Origin of the sequence: Alkalihalophilus lindianensis (assembly GCF_032843265.1) — a bacterium.
GTDB classification, from domain to species: Bacteria; Bacillota; Bacilli; order Bacillales; family Bacillaceae_D; genus Alkalihalophilus; species Alkalihalophilus lindianensis.
In genome coordinates this window covers 181,279-198,993 of the sequence record NZ_JAWJBA010000005.1, presented here as the reverse complement: position 1 = coordinate 198,993, position 17,715 = coordinate 181,279, and the positions used below count along the sequence as shown (strand labels likewise).

18 protein-coding genes are annotated in these 17,715 nt (G+C 39.1%); 5 read left to right on the top strand and 13 right to left on the bottom strand.

Annotated features, from left to right (window positions below; genetic code table 11):
- Positions 1-237: 237 nt before the first annotated feature.
- The 4 genes from RYX56_RS15840 to RYX56_RS15825 form a co-directional block, all read right to left on the bottom strand.
- Positions 238-600 carry a hypothetical protein gene (locus tag RYX56_RS15840; RefSeq protein ID WP_317123023.1) on the bottom strand — a complete coding sequence of 121 codons (363 nt, stop codon included), beginning with the start codon at positions 598-600 and terminating at the stop codon, positions 238-240.
- Positions 601-702: 102 nt separating this feature from the next.
- Entirely contained in the window at positions 703-1,662 is a 960-nt protein-coding gene (locus tag RYX56_RS15835; protein ID WP_317123022.1) for an MBL fold metallo-hydrolase, read from the bottom strand.
- 77 nt (positions 1,663-1,739) lie between these two features.
- A complete protein-coding gene (locus RYX56_RS15830; protein WP_317123021.1) occupies positions 1,740-1,886 on the bottom strand; it encodes a hypothetical protein in 147 nt (48 codons plus the stop codon).
- A gap of 238 nt (positions 1,887-2,124) precedes the next feature.
- On the bottom strand, positions 2,125-2,547 hold the full coding sequence (locus RYX56_RS15825) for a hypothetical protein (protein WP_317123020.1): 423 nt from the start codon (positions 2,545-2,547) through the stop codon (positions 2,125-2,127).
- A 190-nt stretch (positions 2,548-2,737) separates the two neighbouring features.
- Here RYX56_RS15825 and RYX56_RS15820 point away from each other — a divergent pair, with 190 nt between their 5' ends.
- The 3 genes from RYX56_RS15820 to RYX56_RS15810 all read left to right on the top strand — a co-directional run bounded on the left by RYX56_RS15820 (position 2,738) and on the right by RYX56_RS15810 (position 5,420).
- Positions 2,738-2,878, top strand: coding sequence for an FbpB family small basic protein (locus RYX56_RS15820; protein WP_317123019.1), 141 nt, complete (start codon positions 2,738-2,740; stop codon positions 2,876-2,878).
- 127 nt (positions 2,879-3,005) lie between these two features.
- Positions 3,006-4,349 (top strand): cytochrome ubiquinol oxidase subunit I, encoded by a 1,344-nt coding sequence (locus tag RYX56_RS15815; RefSeq protein ID WP_317123018.1) that lies wholly within the window; start codon positions 3,006-3,008, stop codon positions 4,347-4,349.
- 36 nt (positions 4,350-4,385) lie between these two features.
- A complete protein-coding gene (locus RYX56_RS15810) occupies positions 4,386-5,420 on the top strand; it encodes a cytochrome d ubiquinol oxidase subunit II (RefSeq protein ID WP_317123017.1) in 1,035 nt (344 codons plus the stop codon).
- A gap of 35 nt (positions 5,421-5,455) precedes the next feature.
- Here RYX56_RS15810 and RYX56_RS15805 read toward each other — a convergent pair whose 3' ends face one another.
- From RYX56_RS15805 to RYX56_RS15790, 4 genes are all read right to left on the bottom strand, one after another.
- Positions 5,456-7,153 (bottom strand): methyl-accepting chemotaxis protein, encoded by a 1,698-nt coding sequence (locus RYX56_RS15805; RefSeq protein ID WP_317123016.1) that lies wholly within the window; start codon positions 7,151-7,153, stop codon positions 5,456-5,458.
- Positions 7,154-7,326: 173 nt separating this feature from the next.
- A complete protein-coding gene (locus tag RYX56_RS15800) occupies positions 7,327-9,099 on the bottom strand; it encodes a M3 family oligoendopeptidase (RefSeq protein WP_317123015.1) in 1,773 nt (590 codons plus the stop codon).
- Positions 9,100-9,232: 133 nt separating this feature from the next.
- Entirely contained in the window at positions 9,233-9,775 is a 543-nt protein-coding gene (locus RYX56_RS15795) for a chromate transporter (protein WP_317123014.1), read from the bottom strand.
- Positions 9,772-10,341 (bottom strand): chromate transporter, encoded by a 570-nt coding sequence (locus tag RYX56_RS15790; RefSeq protein WP_317123013.1) that lies wholly within the window; start codon positions 10,339-10,341, stop codon positions 9,772-9,774. The genes RYX56_RS15795 and RYX56_RS15790 overlap by 4 nt, the downstream gene beginning before the upstream one ends.
- A gap of 226 nt (positions 10,342-10,567) precedes the next feature.
- On the opposite strand from RYX56_RS15790, the gene RYX56_RS15785 reads away from it, so the two are divergent.
- Positions 10,568-11,017 (top strand): Lrp/AsnC family transcriptional regulator, encoded by a 450-nt coding sequence (locus tag RYX56_RS15785; RefSeq protein ID WP_317123012.1) that lies wholly within the window; start codon positions 10,568-10,570, stop codon positions 11,015-11,017.
- A 69-nt stretch (positions 11,018-11,086) separates the two neighbouring features.
- Here RYX56_RS15785 and RYX56_RS15780 read toward each other — a convergent pair whose 3' ends face one another.
- Positions 11,087-12,706: a gamma-glutamyltransferase family protein gene (locus RYX56_RS15780; protein ID WP_317123011.1), complete on the bottom strand. Its 1,620-nt coding sequence runs from the start codon at positions 12,704-12,706 to the stop codon at positions 11,087-11,089.
- Positions 12,707-12,912: 206 nt separating this feature from the next.
- On the opposite strand from RYX56_RS15780, the gene RYX56_RS15775 reads away from it, so the two are divergent.
- Positions 12,913-13,461 carry a GNAT family N-acetyltransferase gene (locus RYX56_RS15775; RefSeq protein WP_317123010.1) on the top strand — a complete coding sequence of 183 codons (549 nt, stop codon included), beginning with the start codon at positions 12,913-12,915 and terminating at the stop codon, positions 13,459-13,461.
- Between the two features lie 38 nt (positions 13,462-13,499).
- Here the strand turns inward: RYX56_RS15775 and RYX56_RS15770 are convergent, their stop codons facing one another.
- From RYX56_RS15770 to RYX56_RS15755, 4 genes are all read right to left on the bottom strand, one after another.
- Entirely contained in the window at positions 13,500-14,960 is a 1,461-nt protein-coding gene (locus RYX56_RS15770; RefSeq protein ID WP_317123009.1) for a catalase, read from the bottom strand.
- Positions 14,961-15,030: 70 nt separating this feature from the next.
- The gene (locus RYX56_RS15765; RefSeq protein ID WP_047973500.1) at positions 15,031-15,483 is read right to left on the bottom strand and encodes a TlpA family protein disulfide reductase; all 453 of its coding nucleotides are present in this window, start codon (positions 15,481-15,483) and stop codon (positions 15,031-15,033) included.
- A gap of 82 nt (positions 15,484-15,565) precedes the next feature.
- Positions 15,566-16,111: a peroxiredoxin gene (locus RYX56_RS15760; RefSeq protein WP_317123008.1), complete on the bottom strand. Its 546-nt coding sequence runs from the start codon at positions 16,109-16,111 to the stop codon at positions 15,566-15,568.
- Positions 16,112-16,382: 271 nt separating this feature from the next.
- The gene (locus tag RYX56_RS15755) at positions 16,383-17,696 is read right to left on the bottom strand and encodes a lysine N(6)-hydroxylase/L-ornithine N(5)-oxygenase family protein (RefSeq protein WP_317123007.1); all 1,314 of its coding nucleotides are present in this window, start codon (positions 17,694-17,696) and stop codon (positions 16,383-16,385) included.
- Positions 17,697-17,715 lie beyond the last annotated feature (19 nt).

Genomic DNA, 17,715 nt, shown 5'->3' with positions numbered 1-17,715 from the left:
CAATCTGGGGTCGAAACGATGTTTGTCTTTAGGAGACACCTCACTTCAATATTGTTTACTAACAATCCTGAAAGTCTATGTTATTCTCCTTCAATGTAATCACCTCAATTAAGGTTATCACTACAAATTCGCAACTTGCCTATTGTATCTCTGAACAACTATTTGTTCTAAAGTCGGTGTTAAGCACAGCAGATTATCTACCGTCCTTAAACATTATCATGTCCGATTTTTTTTGAGTTATGCATGAGGTTTATTTTTTAATTGCTTTACTTCTGAGGCAGCATCCTTTGTAGCTTGGATAATCTCCTCGGAACTTTCTTTGAGGTGAGAAGCAGTCTCTGATATCTTTTTCACATCTTCACTAATATCACGAATAACTTGTGAAACTTCTGTTGCAGTATCACGAACTTGATCAAAGATTTGCTCACGGTTTTCACGAATAAAGGTCAAGGCTTCAGTTGTACCCTGTTTTAATTCAGACGCTTCTTCCTTTAACTTCTCGCGCCATTCTTTCTTCGCAAGAATTACCGTAAGGGCAACAGCACCGCCAATCCACAATCCTTTGCATAGCGTTTGACAAGGTTTCTTTTCCATTTCCATAACGCTTTCCTCCTCATAAGTGGCCTCTCTTATAATATTACCAATAAATTCAGAGAAATAAAAAGGAATGTTAATTAATTAAAATTATGAATGAATAACCATTCACTTTATCTCAAAATAAGTGAGGTCATTTTCATGCCGTTCGACAATAAGGTCGTCATCCATTAAAAGGTCCAAGTGACCAAACACTTCAGAAAATGTTAGTTCAGGTTGCTTATGGTGACTACGTCCAAACATTTTAGCACCTAGCTCATTAACCGTCATTTTCCCACTCTTTAAATGGTCATAAATCACACGTGCCCTGTCTTCTTGAGCTGTTAGTCGATTATCAATGAGCGTAGTCACATCCGTAATCGATGGGCCATGCCCTGTGTGTAGTTCGCTTATTTGTAAATTTTTTATCGTTTCAAGAGATTCACGATATTGTAATAATGTTCTCGGTCTTTCCTGCCCTTCTAGAGGAGCTTCAAGTAAAGCATTCGAAGAAACTTTAGATAATAAAACATCTCCACCAATTGCAACTCCATCTGACTCCCTTAGAAACAACAGATGACTTTGTGCATGACCAGGTGTTTCTATGACTCGCCAATCACTTAGACCTGGTAACTTATCTCCGTGTGCAACAAACACGTCAACATTCGTCTTATCCACAAAGTGAAGGTACCCTAGACTTGATCGCTCAATCACTTTAAGTTGTTCCGTGTTCAATCCATGTCGAAGGTAAAGTCGTTTAAAAAAGCGAGCATATTGCATAAAGAAGTCAGGATCGCGCGAGAGCCATAATTGATTTAACTCATGCCCAATTACCTTCGCCTTGTTAAATCTTGCGACTAACCCCACATGATCAGGATGATGATGTGTTAAGACTACTTGCTCTACATCATCGACTGAATACCCAATTGACTCAATACCACTCTTTAATAACTCCCAACCTTCATCCGTTTTCGGACCAGTATCTACTAGCGTTAACGTTTCACCTTCAATTACATAGCAATTCACAGGACCAACAAGAAATGGTGTAGGAATGGTAAGACAATGAATCTTCTCTGTCTTCACGGCCATAACAATAACTCCTTCCAAAATTCACTTCATTAAAAAAGAGAGATGTTTAACAATTGTTAAACATCTCCATTTTAACATTAATTGTATGCTTGTGTAAGAAAATGATCTGTCTCAAGAGGCTCGAAGCCTTCTTTATCAACTTTCTTCAACTCGTTCAATTCATGTGTTAAACTCTCAATTTTTCTCTGTAGATCTTCAAACTTTTTCTTTTCTGATACTGTCATGCCTCTCTCCTCCTAGTTGTTTCTCTTTATTTTGGGAATGTCCTCCTCACATCGAACAACCGTTCAATTAGATGAGGAACAACTCCAATAGCTTTCTTTAAATGTTAAAAATATTCTAACAATTAAACAACCTCTTGTAAATACCTAAATTTTATGGTAAGCGCTTTCATTTAAGATTAATTTTTTCCAGCTCTTTTTCATCTAAAAAAAGCATACCAGCTAAATGATATGCTCTCCTTTATTCAAACCTTTGCAGTTGCCTTAGTAACAATTCTTCGTACTGCATTTGGTTATAAATAATTTGCAGTGATTGATGAACATAAAGCGTTATGGTTTGATTCATTAACTTCATCATTTGTACTTTCCGATTTTCTAATCGCCTTATTTGAATGTCGAGCCCTTCTTCATATGTAGAAGGTGGCTGGAAAATTTCTTGATCTACTTCAGGCCAACGTCCATTCATTTGATAAAATAACCCTCTAAGCCAGTCGTAATGACTTCTTCTACTTTGAAGAACTTGCCTCCATAAAAACGAAGCCTCTTCCCTTGTCGCAACTACAGATAAATAATCAATCATTAGCACATCTGAACTTTCTGTTTTCATCAATTCTTCTATGATTGAATTGGTTTCGGCCAATTGTCTTAAGGCATGACTATTCATCAAACCACCCTTTCACTTTTTTACATCTTATGTGAGAGAGAAATACATTAGAAACAGTCGACACAAACCGTCAAATTTCATCTTTATCAAAAAATTGTAACAATTTAACCCTCATATACTTTCTACCCTTGGTATAATGTAAGTACAGCAAGCCTGTCTTGCTAGTCATACGAATAAGGAATGGTGGTTAATGAGACGTCAAGCCATAAACTTCGATAAATTAGTTCTTGAAAATAAAAAACAGCTTTTAAATGATCCAGAATTTCTCGCTAAAGTCGAAAGAAGGATTGAAGAAAGAAATACTCCATCTAAAACAGTCAAAGCCAAGTAATCATCCTTAACGAAACCATCTCATATTGAGGTGGTTTTTTTGCATTTGGAAAATTTAGTGCATAATCCCAGTGATCACAACACAAAGTAAATGCATGGAATACATCAGCTAGAAGGGAACGAACGAGATGGATAACGTTTTATTAGCACGCAGTTTATTTGGATCGTCGATGGCGTTCCATATTATTTTTGCCACATTAGGGGTTGGGATTACTCTAATGATATTGCTCGCTGAAATTATGCGTTTACTAAAGAAAGATGAGGATTACGGACTTCTTGCAAAAAGGTGGACGAAAGGTGTAGCGATTTTACTCGGGGTGGCGATTCCCTCTGGCACAATCGTTGCGATTATGTTGTCTCTATTATGGCCTGGCTACATGGAAATTGTAGGTCAAGTCATTGCTCTTCCGTTTCAAATTGAAATCTTCGCCTTCTTTATTGAAGCGTTATTTCTCTCTATCTACGTATATGCCGCTGATCGTCTTACTCCCACAATGAGAATCGTCAGTGTTTTTTTTGTGGCTTTAGGCGCAACTGCTTCGGCCGTTTTAATTACGGATGCACATGCTTGGATGAATACACCGAGGGGATTTGATTATGTAGATGGGGTTGTGTCCAATGTTCGCCCACTCGAAGCTGTATTTAACCCAAGCATCTATGTAACGGCTATGCACGTGATTGGGAGTGCTTATATGACAGGCGCCTTCATGTTAGCTTCTGTTGCCGCTTATAGACTATTTCGCGGTGGATTGACTGATCGTGAGACAACTTACCACAAAAAAGGATTAATGCTTTCATTAGGTGTTGCCTTACTCATGTCCTTCTACACTGCAAATAACGGGCATGACACAGCAATTATGCTACATGAGGAAATCCCCGTAAAGCTGGCGGCAGCTGAAGGTCTATTTGAAACCCAATCTAATGCTCCCCTTGCCATTTTGGGTACACCGGACCCTGATGCCGGTCGTGTAGTTGGTGGCATTGAAATAGCTGGAATGCTTAGTTGGTTAGCAACCGGGACAACAGATGGCGTTGTTCAAGGGTTAAATGATTTCCCTCAGGATGAGTGGCCCCCACTTTTTGTCCACACCTTATTCAATCTAATGGTAGGAATCGGTACAGCGCTTCTTGGATTAGCTGCCCTTTACTGGGTCATATGGTTTTTGGGACGAAAGAAACAAAAGCCGTATCCTAAATGGCTATTAGGTGCGCTTATTCTTGGTGGCCCCCTTGCTATGATTGGGGTTGAGACCGGCTGGATTTTCAGCTGTACCGGTAGGCAACCGTGGACAATATTTGGTATTCAACGTACTTCAGAAGCGGCTACAAACTCTGGAAATCTCGGTATGCTCTTCTTTTTATTTCTAACTCTTTATATTAGCTTGCTTGTCTTAACGGGACTTGTTATGCATTACTATTTCAAACGTAATCCGGTTACCCATGAACTTGAACAACCTTTATCAACTACGTAGTTTTCACTTCAAAAAGAAAGGGGATCAAACATAAAAATGGAGAACGTCTATATTGCCATTATCATTTTGTGGATCTTCTTATTCGTCTACGCCATTGCAGGCTCGATCGATTTTGGAGCAGGCTTTTGGGCAATGTTCTATCGAAAACGAACGGACACAAAAGCAGCCAGCATTGCGAATCGTTACTTATCCCCTTCATGGGAAGTAACTAATGTTTTTTTAGTGTTACTTGTTGTCGCGCTTGTTGGTTTCTTTCCTGGTGCGGCTTCATCTCTAGGGACGATTTTAATTGTCCCCTTTTGTCTCGTCTTAATTTTATTGACAATCCGAAGTGCATTTATGGTGTACTCCTATTCAGTTCAAAAATACACGAATATGCTTGTGATTATTTCTGGAGTGACCGGGCTTTTAATACCCGCACTTCTTGTGAGCATTTTACCTGCAGCAATAGGAGGTTTTGTTGAAACGGTTGGCGACCGGCAATATGTATTAGTGAATCAACTTTTCACAAGTCCAACATTCTACACCCATATCGGCTTTGGAATAAGTACAGAGCTTTTCTTATCTTCTCTTCTTTTAAGTGATTATGCGAGAGAGGCCAATTCTGAAGAAACCTATCATGTCTACCGTAAAAATGCGATTGTTCTAGGACCGATAACGTTAGCGTTCGCCGTTGCTGCTATTTTCACCTTGATCCCTGAAGCTTTTTGGATGTTTGAAAACATGGCAAATGAATGGCTTTGGTTCACTTTATCCCTACTTGCCTTTACCATTGGCTATAGTGCCTTATGGTGGCCTTCTAAAAAAGTAAGTATCGGGCAACCGCGAGTAGCTGTTCTATTGATCGCTCTCCAATTTGGTTTGGCTAGCTTTGCCTATGGTTCTGCCCATATGCCTTATTTCTTATATCCAGACGTAACCATTTATGATGCCTTTACAAACGATACCATGTTTCAGTTGTTGCTAATCGGATACGGGGTTGGTATGGCGGTTCTAGTTCCAATTTTTATTTTCTTTTGGAGATTATTTATGAAAGATAAACGTTATTTAAAGCAAGAAGAATCTCATTAACAGATAAAAAAGAAGGATCAAATGATCCTTCTTTTTTAATGATCTATTTTAAATGTTTTAACAAGTTGTTGTAGTTCTTCAGCCATTGTAGTTAATGCATGGGCTGATGAGGTTACCTCTTCCATTGACGCTAAAGTCTCTTCTGCCGAGGCACTGACGGTGGAAGTGTGTTCAGCTGATTCTTTGGCAATGCTCGTCATGTTATTGACCGAGTCAGAAACGACAGATGACTTCTCAGCCATTGCTTGAGCTGTTCGATTCATCTGTTCTATTTGCTCATTCATCGACTCAATTGCTTCACTAATCGCCGTAAACTTTTCATCCGTTTTATTTGCTGTTTCAAGTCCCACACGCACTTCTTCCTTTACAAGATCCATCATGGATACTGAAAGCTTCGTTTCTGTTTGCATGGCTGAAATTAAATCATTGATTTGCAGCGTGCTATTTGAAGATTGTTCAGCTAACTTTCTCACCTCATCTGCTACGACTGCAAATCCTCTCCCATGCTCACCTGCTCTTGCTGCTTCTATCGCTGCATTTAAGGCAAGAAGGTTTGTTTGATCAGCAATGCTACGAATGACATCTAAAATACCACCAATCTCTTCAGCTTTTGAAGACATTCCTTGAATCGCTTGATCAGAATCTTTAACGGATTGATCAATGGCATTCATTTTTACAACCGTTTCTCGAACGAGCTTGCCACCATCGGCTGCGAATTGGCGGGACAACTCAGAATGCTCCTCTACATTTGTCGCATTTGAAGCAATTTCTTCTACACCGTTTGCTACTTCACTTAAGAGCACTCTACTGTGATCAGAAGCATGCAATTGATCATCTGTCCCCTTTGCAATTCTCTCTATAGCTGAAGCTGTATGCTCGGTTGCGCGAGATGTCTGCTCAGCACTAGCTGATAACTCTTCTGAGGAAGCCGCCACTTGATCTGAGTTTGTTAATAATTGACTCACTAATGTACGAAGCTGTTCCTGCATTAATCCAAATGCAGTTGCTAAAGCAGCCATTTCATCATTGCCTCTCACTTTATCAGCCGTCACTGTTAAGTCACCACTTGCCATTCGTTCAGCAGCTGATTTCATTTGTTTCAGTGGTTTTGTAATAACTGTTGATAATATGATACCTAATCCAATAGCTACAATAAATGCAATGATACTAATAATGACTGTTAAAACAATCGACTGTTGTACATCACTTGCTATTGCATCTGCTCTTTCTGTACGATAGTCGGCAATTTGATTCGTAAACTCTTCGGATTCTGCAAGTATTTCCCTAGCAATTGGGAGGACTTCAGTATTTACAATCTCAATTGCTCCTTCAGGATTCAATTGAAATTGATTGATTGCAACATTTGACTGTTGCAAGTAATCGCTATTTAGTTGGCTTAGTAGCTCCGTTCTCTCGGCTACATCTCCATCAGGTATTAATAGTTTAAGCTCTTCTATATACACATTCACTTGACCATTATATTCATAGAATCGTTCAAGCATCTCTCGCTCACCTGTCAACATGTATCCTCTAAGATTACTGCTCGTCCGATTTAAATTACTTTCCATTCTTAAAGAAGTCACTTCTAGATCTCGAACTAAACCAGTTAACTCCTGGTATGACTGGTCAACTTTCTTAACATTTATGTATGAAAACAAACTAGCAATACTGAAAATAATAGCGACTAAAACGAAACTAGCTATCAACTTTTGACCTACTGAACCTCTCCCCATCTACTTCACCTGCCTTATATATTTGCAATTTTTGATGAATTCCATCGATTGCAAATATATCTTACCATAATATCTCTAAAAAAAGACACAATATATTACCTTTTATACCAGTAATAAAGACCTATCAAATAGAAAAAACCAAGAAGTAACACTTTACTTCTTGGTCATTTATACTAGTTATCTGTTAACTTCATAAATTCATCCACATCGGCTAAGACAACATTAATTGCTTCTTGCCAGAATGTCTTAGTTGATAAATCTACTTGTAAGTGTTTTTCAGCTAATTCTTCAACACTCATACTCGCTGTGTCTTCGAGGAGAGAGATATAATCATCTTCAAATGAACGCCCCACTTCAAGAGCACGCTTATAAATTCCCATACTAAATAGGTAACCAAACGTATAAGGGAAATTATAGAAAGGGACACCCGTAATATGAAAATGAAGTTTTGAAGCCCAGAAAGTTGGTGAATAGGTTTCTAGTTGATTTCCATACGCCTCGCGCTGTGCTTCTTCCATTAGTTCATTTAACTCACCTGTTGAAACGAGCTTTTTTTTACGAGCCTCGTAAAAGCGAGTTTCAAAGAGAAATCGAGCATGAATGTTCATAAAGAAAGCAAGTGCTCGGTTCACTTTATTTTCAAGTAAAGCAAGTTTCACCTCTGCATCTTCGGCCTCACTGACCAGTGCATCCGCTACAATCGTTTCTGCAAAAGTCGAGGCTGTTTCTGCAACATTCATCGCATAACGTTGGGCAAAAGGTTGTTTTTCTTTTAAGCAGTGACTATGGTAAGCATGACCTAATTCATGCGCAAGGGTAGCAACATTGGCCATTGTCCCGTCATACGTCATGAAAATGCGTGATTGCTTTGATAATCCAAAAGATGTGCAGAAACCACCAGGACGTTTACCAGCACGATCCTCAGCCTCTACCCAGCCATCACGAAGAGCCCCTTCTGTGAATCTAGCAAGCTTTGGACTAAATTTATTAAAATGCTTAATGATTAAATCACAAGCCGCATCATATGAAATCGTCGCATCTTCCTCTGTTGGAAGAGGAGCATGAACATCGTGAAGCGCAAGTTTTTTCACACCTAGTAATTGTGCCTTGCGGTCCATAAATTCATAAAAACGAGGTTTATTCTCTGTAATAGCCTCCCACATTGCCGAAAGTGTTTTCTCACTCATTCGGTTTATAGCAAGTGGCTCTTTTAACACATCATCCCATCCACGTGCTTCGTACAGCTTTAATCGGTAACCAGCTAAATGATTGAGCGTCGATGTAAATAACGGTGCTTCCTTTTGCCATGCTTCTTCCGATACAACAGATGCTTGTTCCCGAGTCTCTCGATTAGAGCTATTGAGACGATTTTGAAGCTGTCCTGCTGAAAGAAGCTTTGTTTCTCCATTCTCCTCAAAAGAGATTTGCATACGACCTACTGCCTGGTTATACACTGCACCCCATGCATGATACCCATCAATTGCTAGTGCAGCAGCAAGCTTTTCTTCTGCGGGATTTAATTTGTCATCTGCTGCATCCTTTCTTTCTTCTAAATTAAAGCGAACCTCTTTTAATGATTCGGTTTCAATTAACGTGCTCCATTCATCAGGAGTGAGAGCCACAAGTTTTTCTTCAAGACCTACAACAAGATTTTGGACAGCTGTAAATTGTTCTTGCACCTTCCCCTGCCATAATGTAGCCTGTTCATCTTTTACATTTTGAGCAGTTAAACAACTAATAAATGCTCCCGATTCTCTCGTATGCTGCATCACCTCTTGAAGATCATGAATAACTGTTTCAAGTTCTCTTAATGATAGAGATTGATTTAATCTTTGAGTAAACTCTTTTAGAATTTGATCTGTATTCTGAACAAATGAATGAAGCTCCTCAGATGTACTTCCACCTTTAAAAAACGATTCTAAATCCCAATTCTGTGGATAACTCATATGTATATTCCTCCTTAATTATTTCGCTTCTCGTACTATTATCACTTTATCAAACCTTTCTTTATATCGCTATAAGATTTTGAACATTTAAATAAATTTAAAATAGGGCTACCCCGAAGAATAGCCCTAATCGTCATGAAGCACCATGCCCTAAAAATAATCCACCATAAAGCAAAGCTCCTGCAATGACAAAAGCAGGATGTACTTTCCACTTCTCAAGCAAAAGCCAACTAATAATAATTAAAAAGCCTGTTTGTAACCACCCTGCATTCACCACAGATGTATCGAAAAATTGAAACGCTAATACTCCAAGTAAGATGGCAATGGTTGGTTTAATTAAAGCAGTCATTCGTTTGACACGTGGCGAATCTTTAAATTTATAAAGGATACCAAGTAAGAAAATCATTATGATTAAGGAGGGAGCGACTGTAGCAAATAAAGCTACCGAGGCACCCATTACTCCACCTACTTCATATCCAATATATCCCGCCATTTTTGTTGCAATCGGACCAGGCAATGCATTTCCAATGGCAAGTAGTTCTCCAAACTCTTCGACCGTTAACCAGCCGTAACGATTAACGACTTCTGTTTGGATAAGCGGAATAGACGCAGGCCCCCCGCCATATCCGACAATCCCAGGAATGAAGAAGGCTAAAAAAAGTTCCCAATAGATCATGAGGAAGCCTCTCCTTTCTTTTCACCTTTTGGACGAGCTAATAACCCATAAGCAATTAACATTCCTATGATAATGGCCGGATGGATGTTTAAAAATTGATAAGCAATCAGACTTACTATACTTAAAGCTACAGTTATTAGTAAACCAATCCCTTTTTTCGACTGCTTTAGAAATTGAACAGTTAGCACAAATAACATCACTCCAACAACGGGTGCTACAGCAGTCGTCATGCCAGCAACGATTCTTGAGTCCCGATAAGAAGATAGAAGTCCAATAAGCCCAATCATTAAAAGTACTGTAGGTAGAACAGTAGCAATAAGCCCATTCACAAGACCAACCCAACCTCCTACTCTATAGCCAATATACCCTGCCATCTTTGTGGCAATGGGCCCAGGTAGGGCATTCCCAAGGGCTAATACATCAGCAAACTCTTGATCACTCATCCATTTAAAACGCTCCACTACTTCTTTATGTACAAGTGGAATTGCTGAAGGGCCGCCGCCATACCCAAGCATTCCCGAACGAAAAAACGCGATGAATAGATCACGCTGTAAAGTAATATTCATTGTCTCACCTCTGACAAAATGATAGTAAATGATTCCTTTATTATAATTTACGATTACATTTTACCTTATATAACTTAACAAATGAACAATAAATATATATTTTCATTTCTTTTATTTATTAAACACACAAAAAATGCTCCCTGCTAAATTTTTAACGATCAAAAAGTGACAGATGCACCTTGCTTTTATATAATGAAAGAAGCTTAAAGAATAAGTGGTGACTACGATGAAAATAGATGCGACTGATCGAAAAATTTTAGCTTTATTAACAGACAATGGACGAATGTCTTATGTCGATATCGCCAAGGAATTAGGTCTCTCACGGGTTGCCGTAAGGGAGCGAATCCATCAGCTAACTGAAGAAGGTGTGATTGAGAAATTCAGTGTCGTCATTAATTCAGATAAAGTGGGTAAGTCCGTTTCTGCTTTTTTTGAAGTTGATTGTGAACCGACCTCGCTCGTTTGGGTAGCAGAGACACTAGCAGAAAACCCAAAAGTAGCAAGTTGCTATCAAATGACCGGGCCAAGTACTCTACATATGCATGTTTTAGTAGAAGACTTTGATGAGTTAGAGAATTTTATTAATGAAGAATTATATGCATTAGAAGGAATCACCCGTGTAGAGAGTCATATCTTATTACGACGCTTTAAAAGCCGCAGTGGCTTAAAGTTATAAACTTATTTCTAAAGATTATAAGCAAATAAGGAAAGGGTTCAACCTTAACGGATGAACCCTTTTTCTTATTTACCAGGCCGCCACTTCACCGTCCGTACGATGCTCTGTACCACCGACTAGCACGCCCGTCTTAGGATTTCTCCAAATAATCTGTCCTCTTCCAAATGGCCCTCCATCAAGAGCTACCTGAATATCATGTCCTCTTCGCTTTAAGGCTTGTGCTACATGAGTTGGCAAACTCCCTTCCACATGAACCGTTTTACCTTCTGACCACATCCAGCGTGGTGCATCTAGAGCAGCTTGTGGATTCAAATGAAAATCAACTGTATTCATAACCACTTGCACATGTCCTTGAGGCTGCATAAAGCCACCCATCACCCCAAATGGCCCTACTGCTTCATTATCTTTCGTTAAGAAACCTGGAATAATCGTATGATAGGTTTTCTTTCCGGGCTTCAAACAATTATCATGATTCTCGTCCAAAGAGAAATTATGTCCACGGTTTTGCATGGCAATCCCAGTGCCAGGAATCACAATTCCAGATCCGAATCCCATATAGTTACTTTGGATAAAGGAGACCATATTCCCCTCACTATCTGCAGTTGCTAGATAAACCGTTCCTCCTTTTGGTGGAGTTCCTGGCTCAGGAGTCATTGCCTCCTCCCCGATTAACGATCTTCTCTCACTTGCATATGCTTCTGAAAGTAAGGCTTCTGGAGAAATTTTCATCTCTTTAGGGTCAGTAATATAATTCATCCCATCGACAAAAGCAAGCTTCATTGTCTCTATTTGCTTGTGAAGGGTGTCCACTGAATCTTTCTCAGCAAACTCATAACCTTCCAATATCTTTAAAGCTTCTAATGCAATGAGTCCTTGTCCATTCGGAGGAATCTCCCATACATCGTATCCACGATAAGAGACTGAGATCGGTTCCACCCACTCTGGTTCGTAAGCTTCTAAGTCTTCCTTACGCAAGTAACCATTATATTGCTTGAAATAGGAGTCGATTTCATCTGCAATCTCTCCCGTATAGAAAGCTTCTGCGTTGGATTCTGCTATTTTTCTTAACGTATCTGCATGACCCGGCGAGCTCCACATCTCTCCTGCTTCTGGTACCTTCCCGTTAGGAGCAAATGTGGCAAACCATGACTTATACTCCTCCCCTTTAAAGAGCTTCGAAAATGTCTTGAATGCTCCTTTCCAATATGTAGCCAGTGTTGGTGAGACTGGGAATCCATTTTCCGCATACTCAATAGCAGGCGCTAATACTTCTGTAAGTGATAGCTTTCCAAATTTCTTTGATAACTCCGCCCAAGCTTTAGGTGTACCAGGCACTGTAACAGGTGTCATCCCGAATTTAGGTAATTCTTTATCGTAACCTGCTGCTCTAACCGCTTCAATTGATAGCGACTCTGGTGCTTGTCCACTTCCATTTAAACCATGTAGCTTTCCATCTACCCATACAAGAGCAAAACAATCTGAGCCAATACCATTAGACGTTGGCTCTACTACAGTCAAACAAGCCGCAGTAGCAATGGCTGCATCAATTGCATTCCCTCCTTGTTTTAAGATATCTAGCCCTGCTTGAGCTGCAAGAGGTTGGGACGTTGCAACCATCCCTTTTCTTCCATATGTCACATTACGCTTTGATGAATACGGATAACACTGTGGATCATATTGAACAGTCATTACTTTTCCTCCTTGTTTGTAAAAACCTTATATAACTGACGAATAAAAGTGAAAAATTATAATTTTCTTTCAATATGTACTTTTTTTATTATATTACTAGTTTTTTTGTTCGTAAAGCTTCAACCTTTATTTACAAATCCAGTTGCTCATGAAACTAGACCCATGGTAAGGTATATAGAAATTTTATCCACCAGGAGGGTTCACTCATGTTTCTCTATCAAATTCGTAATGACCTCGCATTAAAGCTAGTTTCTATTCAAGATGCCGACGAAACCTTTCAATTAGTGGATAAGAACAGGGCTTATTTAAGAAAGTGGCTCCCTTGGGTCGATTCCTCTAAAACAGTTGAAGACACCAAAGCTTCTTTCCTCTCCTTTTTAAAAAGTTATGCCGAACAAAAAAGCCTTACTACTTTGATTGTGTACCAAGGGAAAATTGTCGGTGTAGCTAGTTTTAATAAAATTGATTGGACAAATAAAATTGCTTATATGGGCTACTGGCTAGGAAGTGAGTATCAAGGAAAGGGGATTATGACCGATGTGGCAAAAGCATTGACTACTTATGCCTTTAACGAATTGAACTTAAATCGAGTTGAAATCCATGCAGCTGTAGAAAACAAAAAAAGTCGTGCTATTCCCGAGCGTCTAGGATTTATAGAGGAAGGCACCGTCCGTCAAACGGAATGGCTCTATGATCATTATGTTGATCATGTTATCTATGGGATGCTTAAAAGTGAATGGGAACAAAAAATATAAAAAAAGATGAGTCTAGGACTAGACTCATCTTTCATTTATTACATTTGCTTTAGCTTCTCAACATACGGTGTAATATCTTTTCCAAGAGAATCAGCTAAACGCTGACCAAATTCTTCATCGGCACGATAGAAGTTACAGATTGCAAGCATCACTGTTTGTTCTGCTACATCTTCAAGGTCTGCAGTAATGTTTTTAATCACTGCATCTTGCTCTTCTATAGAATAACGTCTCCACACTTGACCCGCTTGACCGAAGTCATTTTGCTTATCGATCGGTTGACGACCCGTTACCCCATGAATTGGAGTTTGTGGATCAGTATAAGCACCATCTTCCTTTGGTGTATCTTCATAGCGGTTTGGTTCGTAATTAATATGACCTGGTTGCTGCTTATATGTCATTGCACCATCACGCTGATTGTTATTCACTTGCGCAAATGGGCAGTTAATTGGAAGCTGTAAGTAGTTTGGACCAACACGGTATCGTTGCGTATCTGAGTATGAGAATAGACGGCCTTGTAGAAGTTTATCTTCTGAAGGCTCGATACCAGGTACGACAACACCTGGGTTAAACCCAACCTGCTCCGTTTCAGCAAACACATTCTCAGGGTTCTTGTTAAGAGTCATTGTCCCTACAAGCTGATAAGGGATATCCTCTTCAAACCAATCTTTTGTAGCATCTAATGGATCAAAATCAAATTTGTCCATATCAGCCGGATCTAGAATTTGAACATATAGATCCCACTCTGGATAGTCACCCTGTTCGATCGCCTCATATAGATCTTGTGAAGCATGATTAAAGTTATCAGCTTGCACCTTAGCCGCTTCTTCCATTGAGAGGTTCTTCTGACCTTGTTTTGGTACCCAACGGAATTTGGTATAGACCATGTTGCCATATTCATTAATCAACTTAAAAGCATGAACACTTGATCCACGCATATGACGGTAGCTCGCCGGAATCCCTTCATCCGAGAAAAGATGGGTCATCATATTTGTTGATTCAGGACGAAGCGTCATGAAGTCCCAATAACGATCAGGGTCTTGAAGATTCGTACGTGGGTCAGGCTTTAAGGAATGAACCATATCAGGGAATTTCATTGCATCACGAATAAAGAATACAGGTAAATTATTACCAACAAAGTCCCAGTTCCCTTCTTCTGTATAGAACTTGACCGAGAATCCACGCGGATCACGCAAAGTCTCAGGTGAATGCTGACCATGAATAACCGTAGAAAAGCGAACAAATAGAGGTGTTTCTTGTCCCTCATTTTGGAACAAAGCAGCTTTTGTATAACGCTTTAAACTATTCTTCACCTTAAAGACACCGTGAGCACCCGCACCACGTGCATGTACGACACGCTCTGGAATACGTTCACGATCGAAGTGGGCCAGCTTTTCGATCAATTGGTAATCTTCAAGTAGCGTTGGGCCTCTTTGACCTGCTGTACGTGAATTTTGGTTATCATAAATGGGAGCACCTTGGTTCGTTGATAACTTTTTCATGATGTGAATTCCTCCTAATAGGCTTAAATATCGTTTAAAATTCTATTTTCTTCTAAAGAGTTTAAGAGAATTACTTCTGTTCATTTCCTAATACACGATTCACACGTTTACGAAGCATATCCATACCACTTCCGCCAGCTTGGAAGTGACGAAGCTTTCCTTCTTCATCAAATACATAGTAAGCAGGGACATATTTATTCTCAAATGCATCTGTTAATTTGTGTTCACTATCAATAAAAGTAGGCTGACTAATGTCATGACCTTGTGCCATCGCTTCAATAACAGACAACTCAAGATCTTTTTCTGAACGTGGCATGTGTACTGCCACTACATTTAATTCATCCTCAAATTCATCACGGAATTCATTGATCTCAGGCATAGCTTCCTTACACAATCCGCAACTTACAGACCAAAAATGGATTAATGTTGCTTTCCCACTTGATAGCAATTCTTCCTTTGTAACTTCATCATTTAACCATTTTGTTGCACCTGTTAATTCTGGCATTTCTTCACGTAATTTCATTTCAATTCTCTCCTTCTCTCTGAATCATTTATGTTAGAGAAAGGGACAATCTGCCCCTTTTTATTTAATTTAAGATATTTTATTAAAGGGTTTCTTGACCAGGCTTCCAGTTAGCCGGGCAAAGTCCACCCGTTTGCAATGCTTGTAAGACACGTAATGTTTCATCCACATCACGCCCAATGTTGTTGTGATTAACGACCGAATACATTAATTCACCTTCTGGACTGATGATAAATAATCCACGAAGTGCCACACCTTCATCTTCTACAAGAACGCCATATTCACGTGATACCGTGTGATTTGTATCAGCAGCTAATGGATAGTTCAACTCTCCAAGACCGTTGTCATCACGAGATGTATTGATCCAAGCTTTGTGAGTATGAACTGTATCTGTTGATACCCCTATAACCTCTGCATCTAAATCTTCAAATTCATCAAAACGATCACTCATAGAAGTAATTTCAGTTGGACATACAAAAGTAAAATCCATTGGGTAGAAAAATAGGACTGTCCATTTATCTTTTTTCATATTTTCTTCAAGGCTTACTTTCGCAAATTCTTTGTTAGTCATAACAGCTTCCATTTCGAATCTTGGAGCTTGTTTTGCTACCATACGTTTGTCAGTCATTGTTAGAACAACTCCTTATTTATAATTATTATTATTTAATTACAGTTATCATTTTATCCAGGAAGACAACTGATGTCAACCCTTATTAATAATAATTTTAATTAAATAATTAACGTTATTAAATTTTAAATATAATCAGTGCTCCAAATAGTGATATAAAAGGAATATAGTATAAGGTCTTCTCAATATCGCTGTTTAATTTTATCAATAACTACTTATTAATGATAAATAATATGCTCACTGAAAATAAAAAAATGATCATAGCCACTGACTATGATCTGTTCTCTTTTCTATCAAATTGTTGAAAAACGGTATTGGAATGCAATGGATAGATCTCATCACCAACAATTGAATTGATAATGGTTTGGTTCCGTCTAACGGATAGTGCTAGATTTGTCGCACTAGCACCATGAGAATGCTCTAGATTAGTAAGTATGAATATATGATTGTTACGTTCATTATGGAAGGCTAATCGATAATCACGCGTGACGACAAATTCTTTCTCACTTTCCCATTTAAAGTCATCTTGCATATTTAACAACCACTTTGGCATATACGGTTTATAGCCCGTAGCAAAAATAACCTTTTCTGATTCATGTGTAAATTCTTCTTCCTGTTGCCATTGTTCGCATTTAAGTTCATATAACCTTGGCTCTACTTTCACTACATCATTCACAGCAGTCATAGCTTGAATTGTAACGGCAGGATCTTCCCTGTTGATCGAGCGGTGGTACAGAAGGTCATAAATAGCATGTAACGTTTCTGCTTCCACGCCATTCCGCAATCCACCAAGCATCGGCAAGGCATCTTTCCTTTTGTCATAAGGAAGCTTCTGAAAATAATCAACATAATCAGGAGAGAATACTTCCTGCCCTAGCTTGCCTGATTCAAGTTGAAAGAACCCCGCCGAGCGGGTGAACCACGTAAGTTGATAGTGATTGTCTGCTTGCGTTTGCAGAAGATCATAAAACACTTCAGCTGCGCTTTGCCCTGATCCTACCACCGTTATGCTTCTTGCCTCTTTGAAATCTTGTTCATAATGCCTATATCGACTTGTATGAATAATATCATCATTGAGCTTTTCGTCAATTGGACTTGGGATCAATGGAGCGCTTCCCGTTCCTACCACAATATGTTCAGCCGTACATTTAAACGTTTCTTTTGATTGTACAGCCTGAACCTCTACTTGATAAATTTTATTTCCCTCATCATACACTACATCTGTAACGAGATGACCAAACTGAAGATTACCAAGCTCCGATACGACCCATTTGCAGTAATCATTGTATTCAAGTCTTGGCACATCAAATCGTTTGAAGAAATAAAATTGGAACATACGATTGTGTACGTGCAAGTAATTAAGAAAGCTGTATTGGCTTGTGGGATTTGCAAGGGTAACTAGATCTGCCAAAAATGGTACTTGAAGGTCAGATTGCTCAAGCAACATTCCAGGATGCCACTGAAACACCTCAGATTTATCAAAAAAGACGGCTTTCTTATCCGTTCTCTCTTCAAGCAATGCAGCTAATCCTAAATTAAAAGGACCAACTCCAACACCGATAACATCGTAATGACTATCTTTCATTTATGATTACCTACCCATC

Excerpts from the sequence above, each read along its gene's own strand:
- RYX56_RS15840 (WP_317123023.1), bottom strand. The coding sequence starts at position 600 with ATGGAAATGGAAAAGAAACCTTGTCAAACGCTATGCAAAGGATTGTGG.
- RYX56_RS15835 (WP_317123022.1), bottom strand. The coding sequence starts at position 1,662 with ATGGCCGTGAAGACAGAGAAGATTCATTGTCTTACCATTCCTACACCA.
- RYX56_RS15830 (WP_317123021.1), bottom strand. The coding sequence starts at position 1,886 with ATGACAGTATCAGAAAAGAAAAAGTTTGAAGATCTACAGAGAAAAATT.
- RYX56_RS15825 (WP_317123020.1), bottom strand. The coding sequence starts at position 2,547 with ATGAATAGTCATGCCTTAAGACAATTGGCCGAAACCAATTCAATCATA.
- RYX56_RS15820 (WP_317123019.1), top strand. The coding sequence starts at position 2,738 with ATGAGACGTCAAGCCATAAACTTCGATAAATTAGTTCTTGAAAATAAA.
- RYX56_RS15815 (WP_317123018.1), top strand. The coding sequence starts at position 3,006 with ATGGATAACGTTTTATTAGCACGCAGTTTATTTGGATCGTCGATGGCG.
- RYX56_RS15810 (WP_317123017.1), top strand. The coding sequence starts at position 4,386 with ATGGAGAACGTCTATATTGCCATTATCATTTTGTGGATCTTCTTATTC.
- RYX56_RS15805 (WP_317123016.1), bottom strand. The coding sequence starts at position 7,153 with ATGGGGAGAGGTTCAGTAGGTCAAAAGTTGATAGCTAGTTTCGTTTTA.
- RYX56_RS15800 (WP_317123015.1), bottom strand. The coding sequence starts at position 9,099 with ATGAGTTATCCACAGAATTGGGATTTAGAATCGTTTTTTAAAGGTGGA.
- RYX56_RS15795 (WP_317123014.1), bottom strand. The coding sequence starts at position 9,775 with ATGATCTATTGGGAACTTTTTTTAGCCTTCTTCATTCCTGGGATTGTC.
- RYX56_RS15790 (WP_317123013.1), bottom strand. The coding sequence starts at position 10,341 with ATGAATATTACTTTACAGCGTGATCTATTCATCGCGTTTTTTCGTTCG.
- RYX56_RS15785 (WP_317123012.1), top strand. The coding sequence starts at position 10,568 with ATGAAAATAGATGCGACTGATCGAAAAATTTTAGCTTTATTAACAGAC.
- RYX56_RS15780 (WP_317123011.1), bottom strand. The coding sequence starts at position 12,706 with ATGACTGTTCAATATGATCCACAGTGTTATCCGTATTCATCAAAGCGT.
- RYX56_RS15775 (WP_317123010.1), top strand. The coding sequence starts at position 12,913 with ATGTTTCTCTATCAAATTCGTAATGACCTCGCATTAAAGCTAGTTTCT.
- RYX56_RS15770 (WP_317123009.1), bottom strand. The coding sequence starts at position 14,960 with ATGAAAAAGTTATCAACGAACCAAGGTGCTCCCATTTATGATAACCAA.
- RYX56_RS15765 (WP_047973500.1), bottom strand. The coding sequence starts at position 15,483 with ATGAAATTACGTGAAGAAATGCCAGAATTAACAGGTGCAACAAAATGG.
- RYX56_RS15760 (WP_317123008.1), bottom strand. The coding sequence starts at position 16,111 with ATGACTGACAAACGTATGGTAGCAAAACAAGCTCCAAGATTCGAAATG.
- RYX56_RS15755 (WP_317123007.1), bottom strand. The coding sequence starts at position 17,696 with ATGAAAGATAGTCATTACGATGTTATCGGTGTTGGAGTTGGTCCTTTT.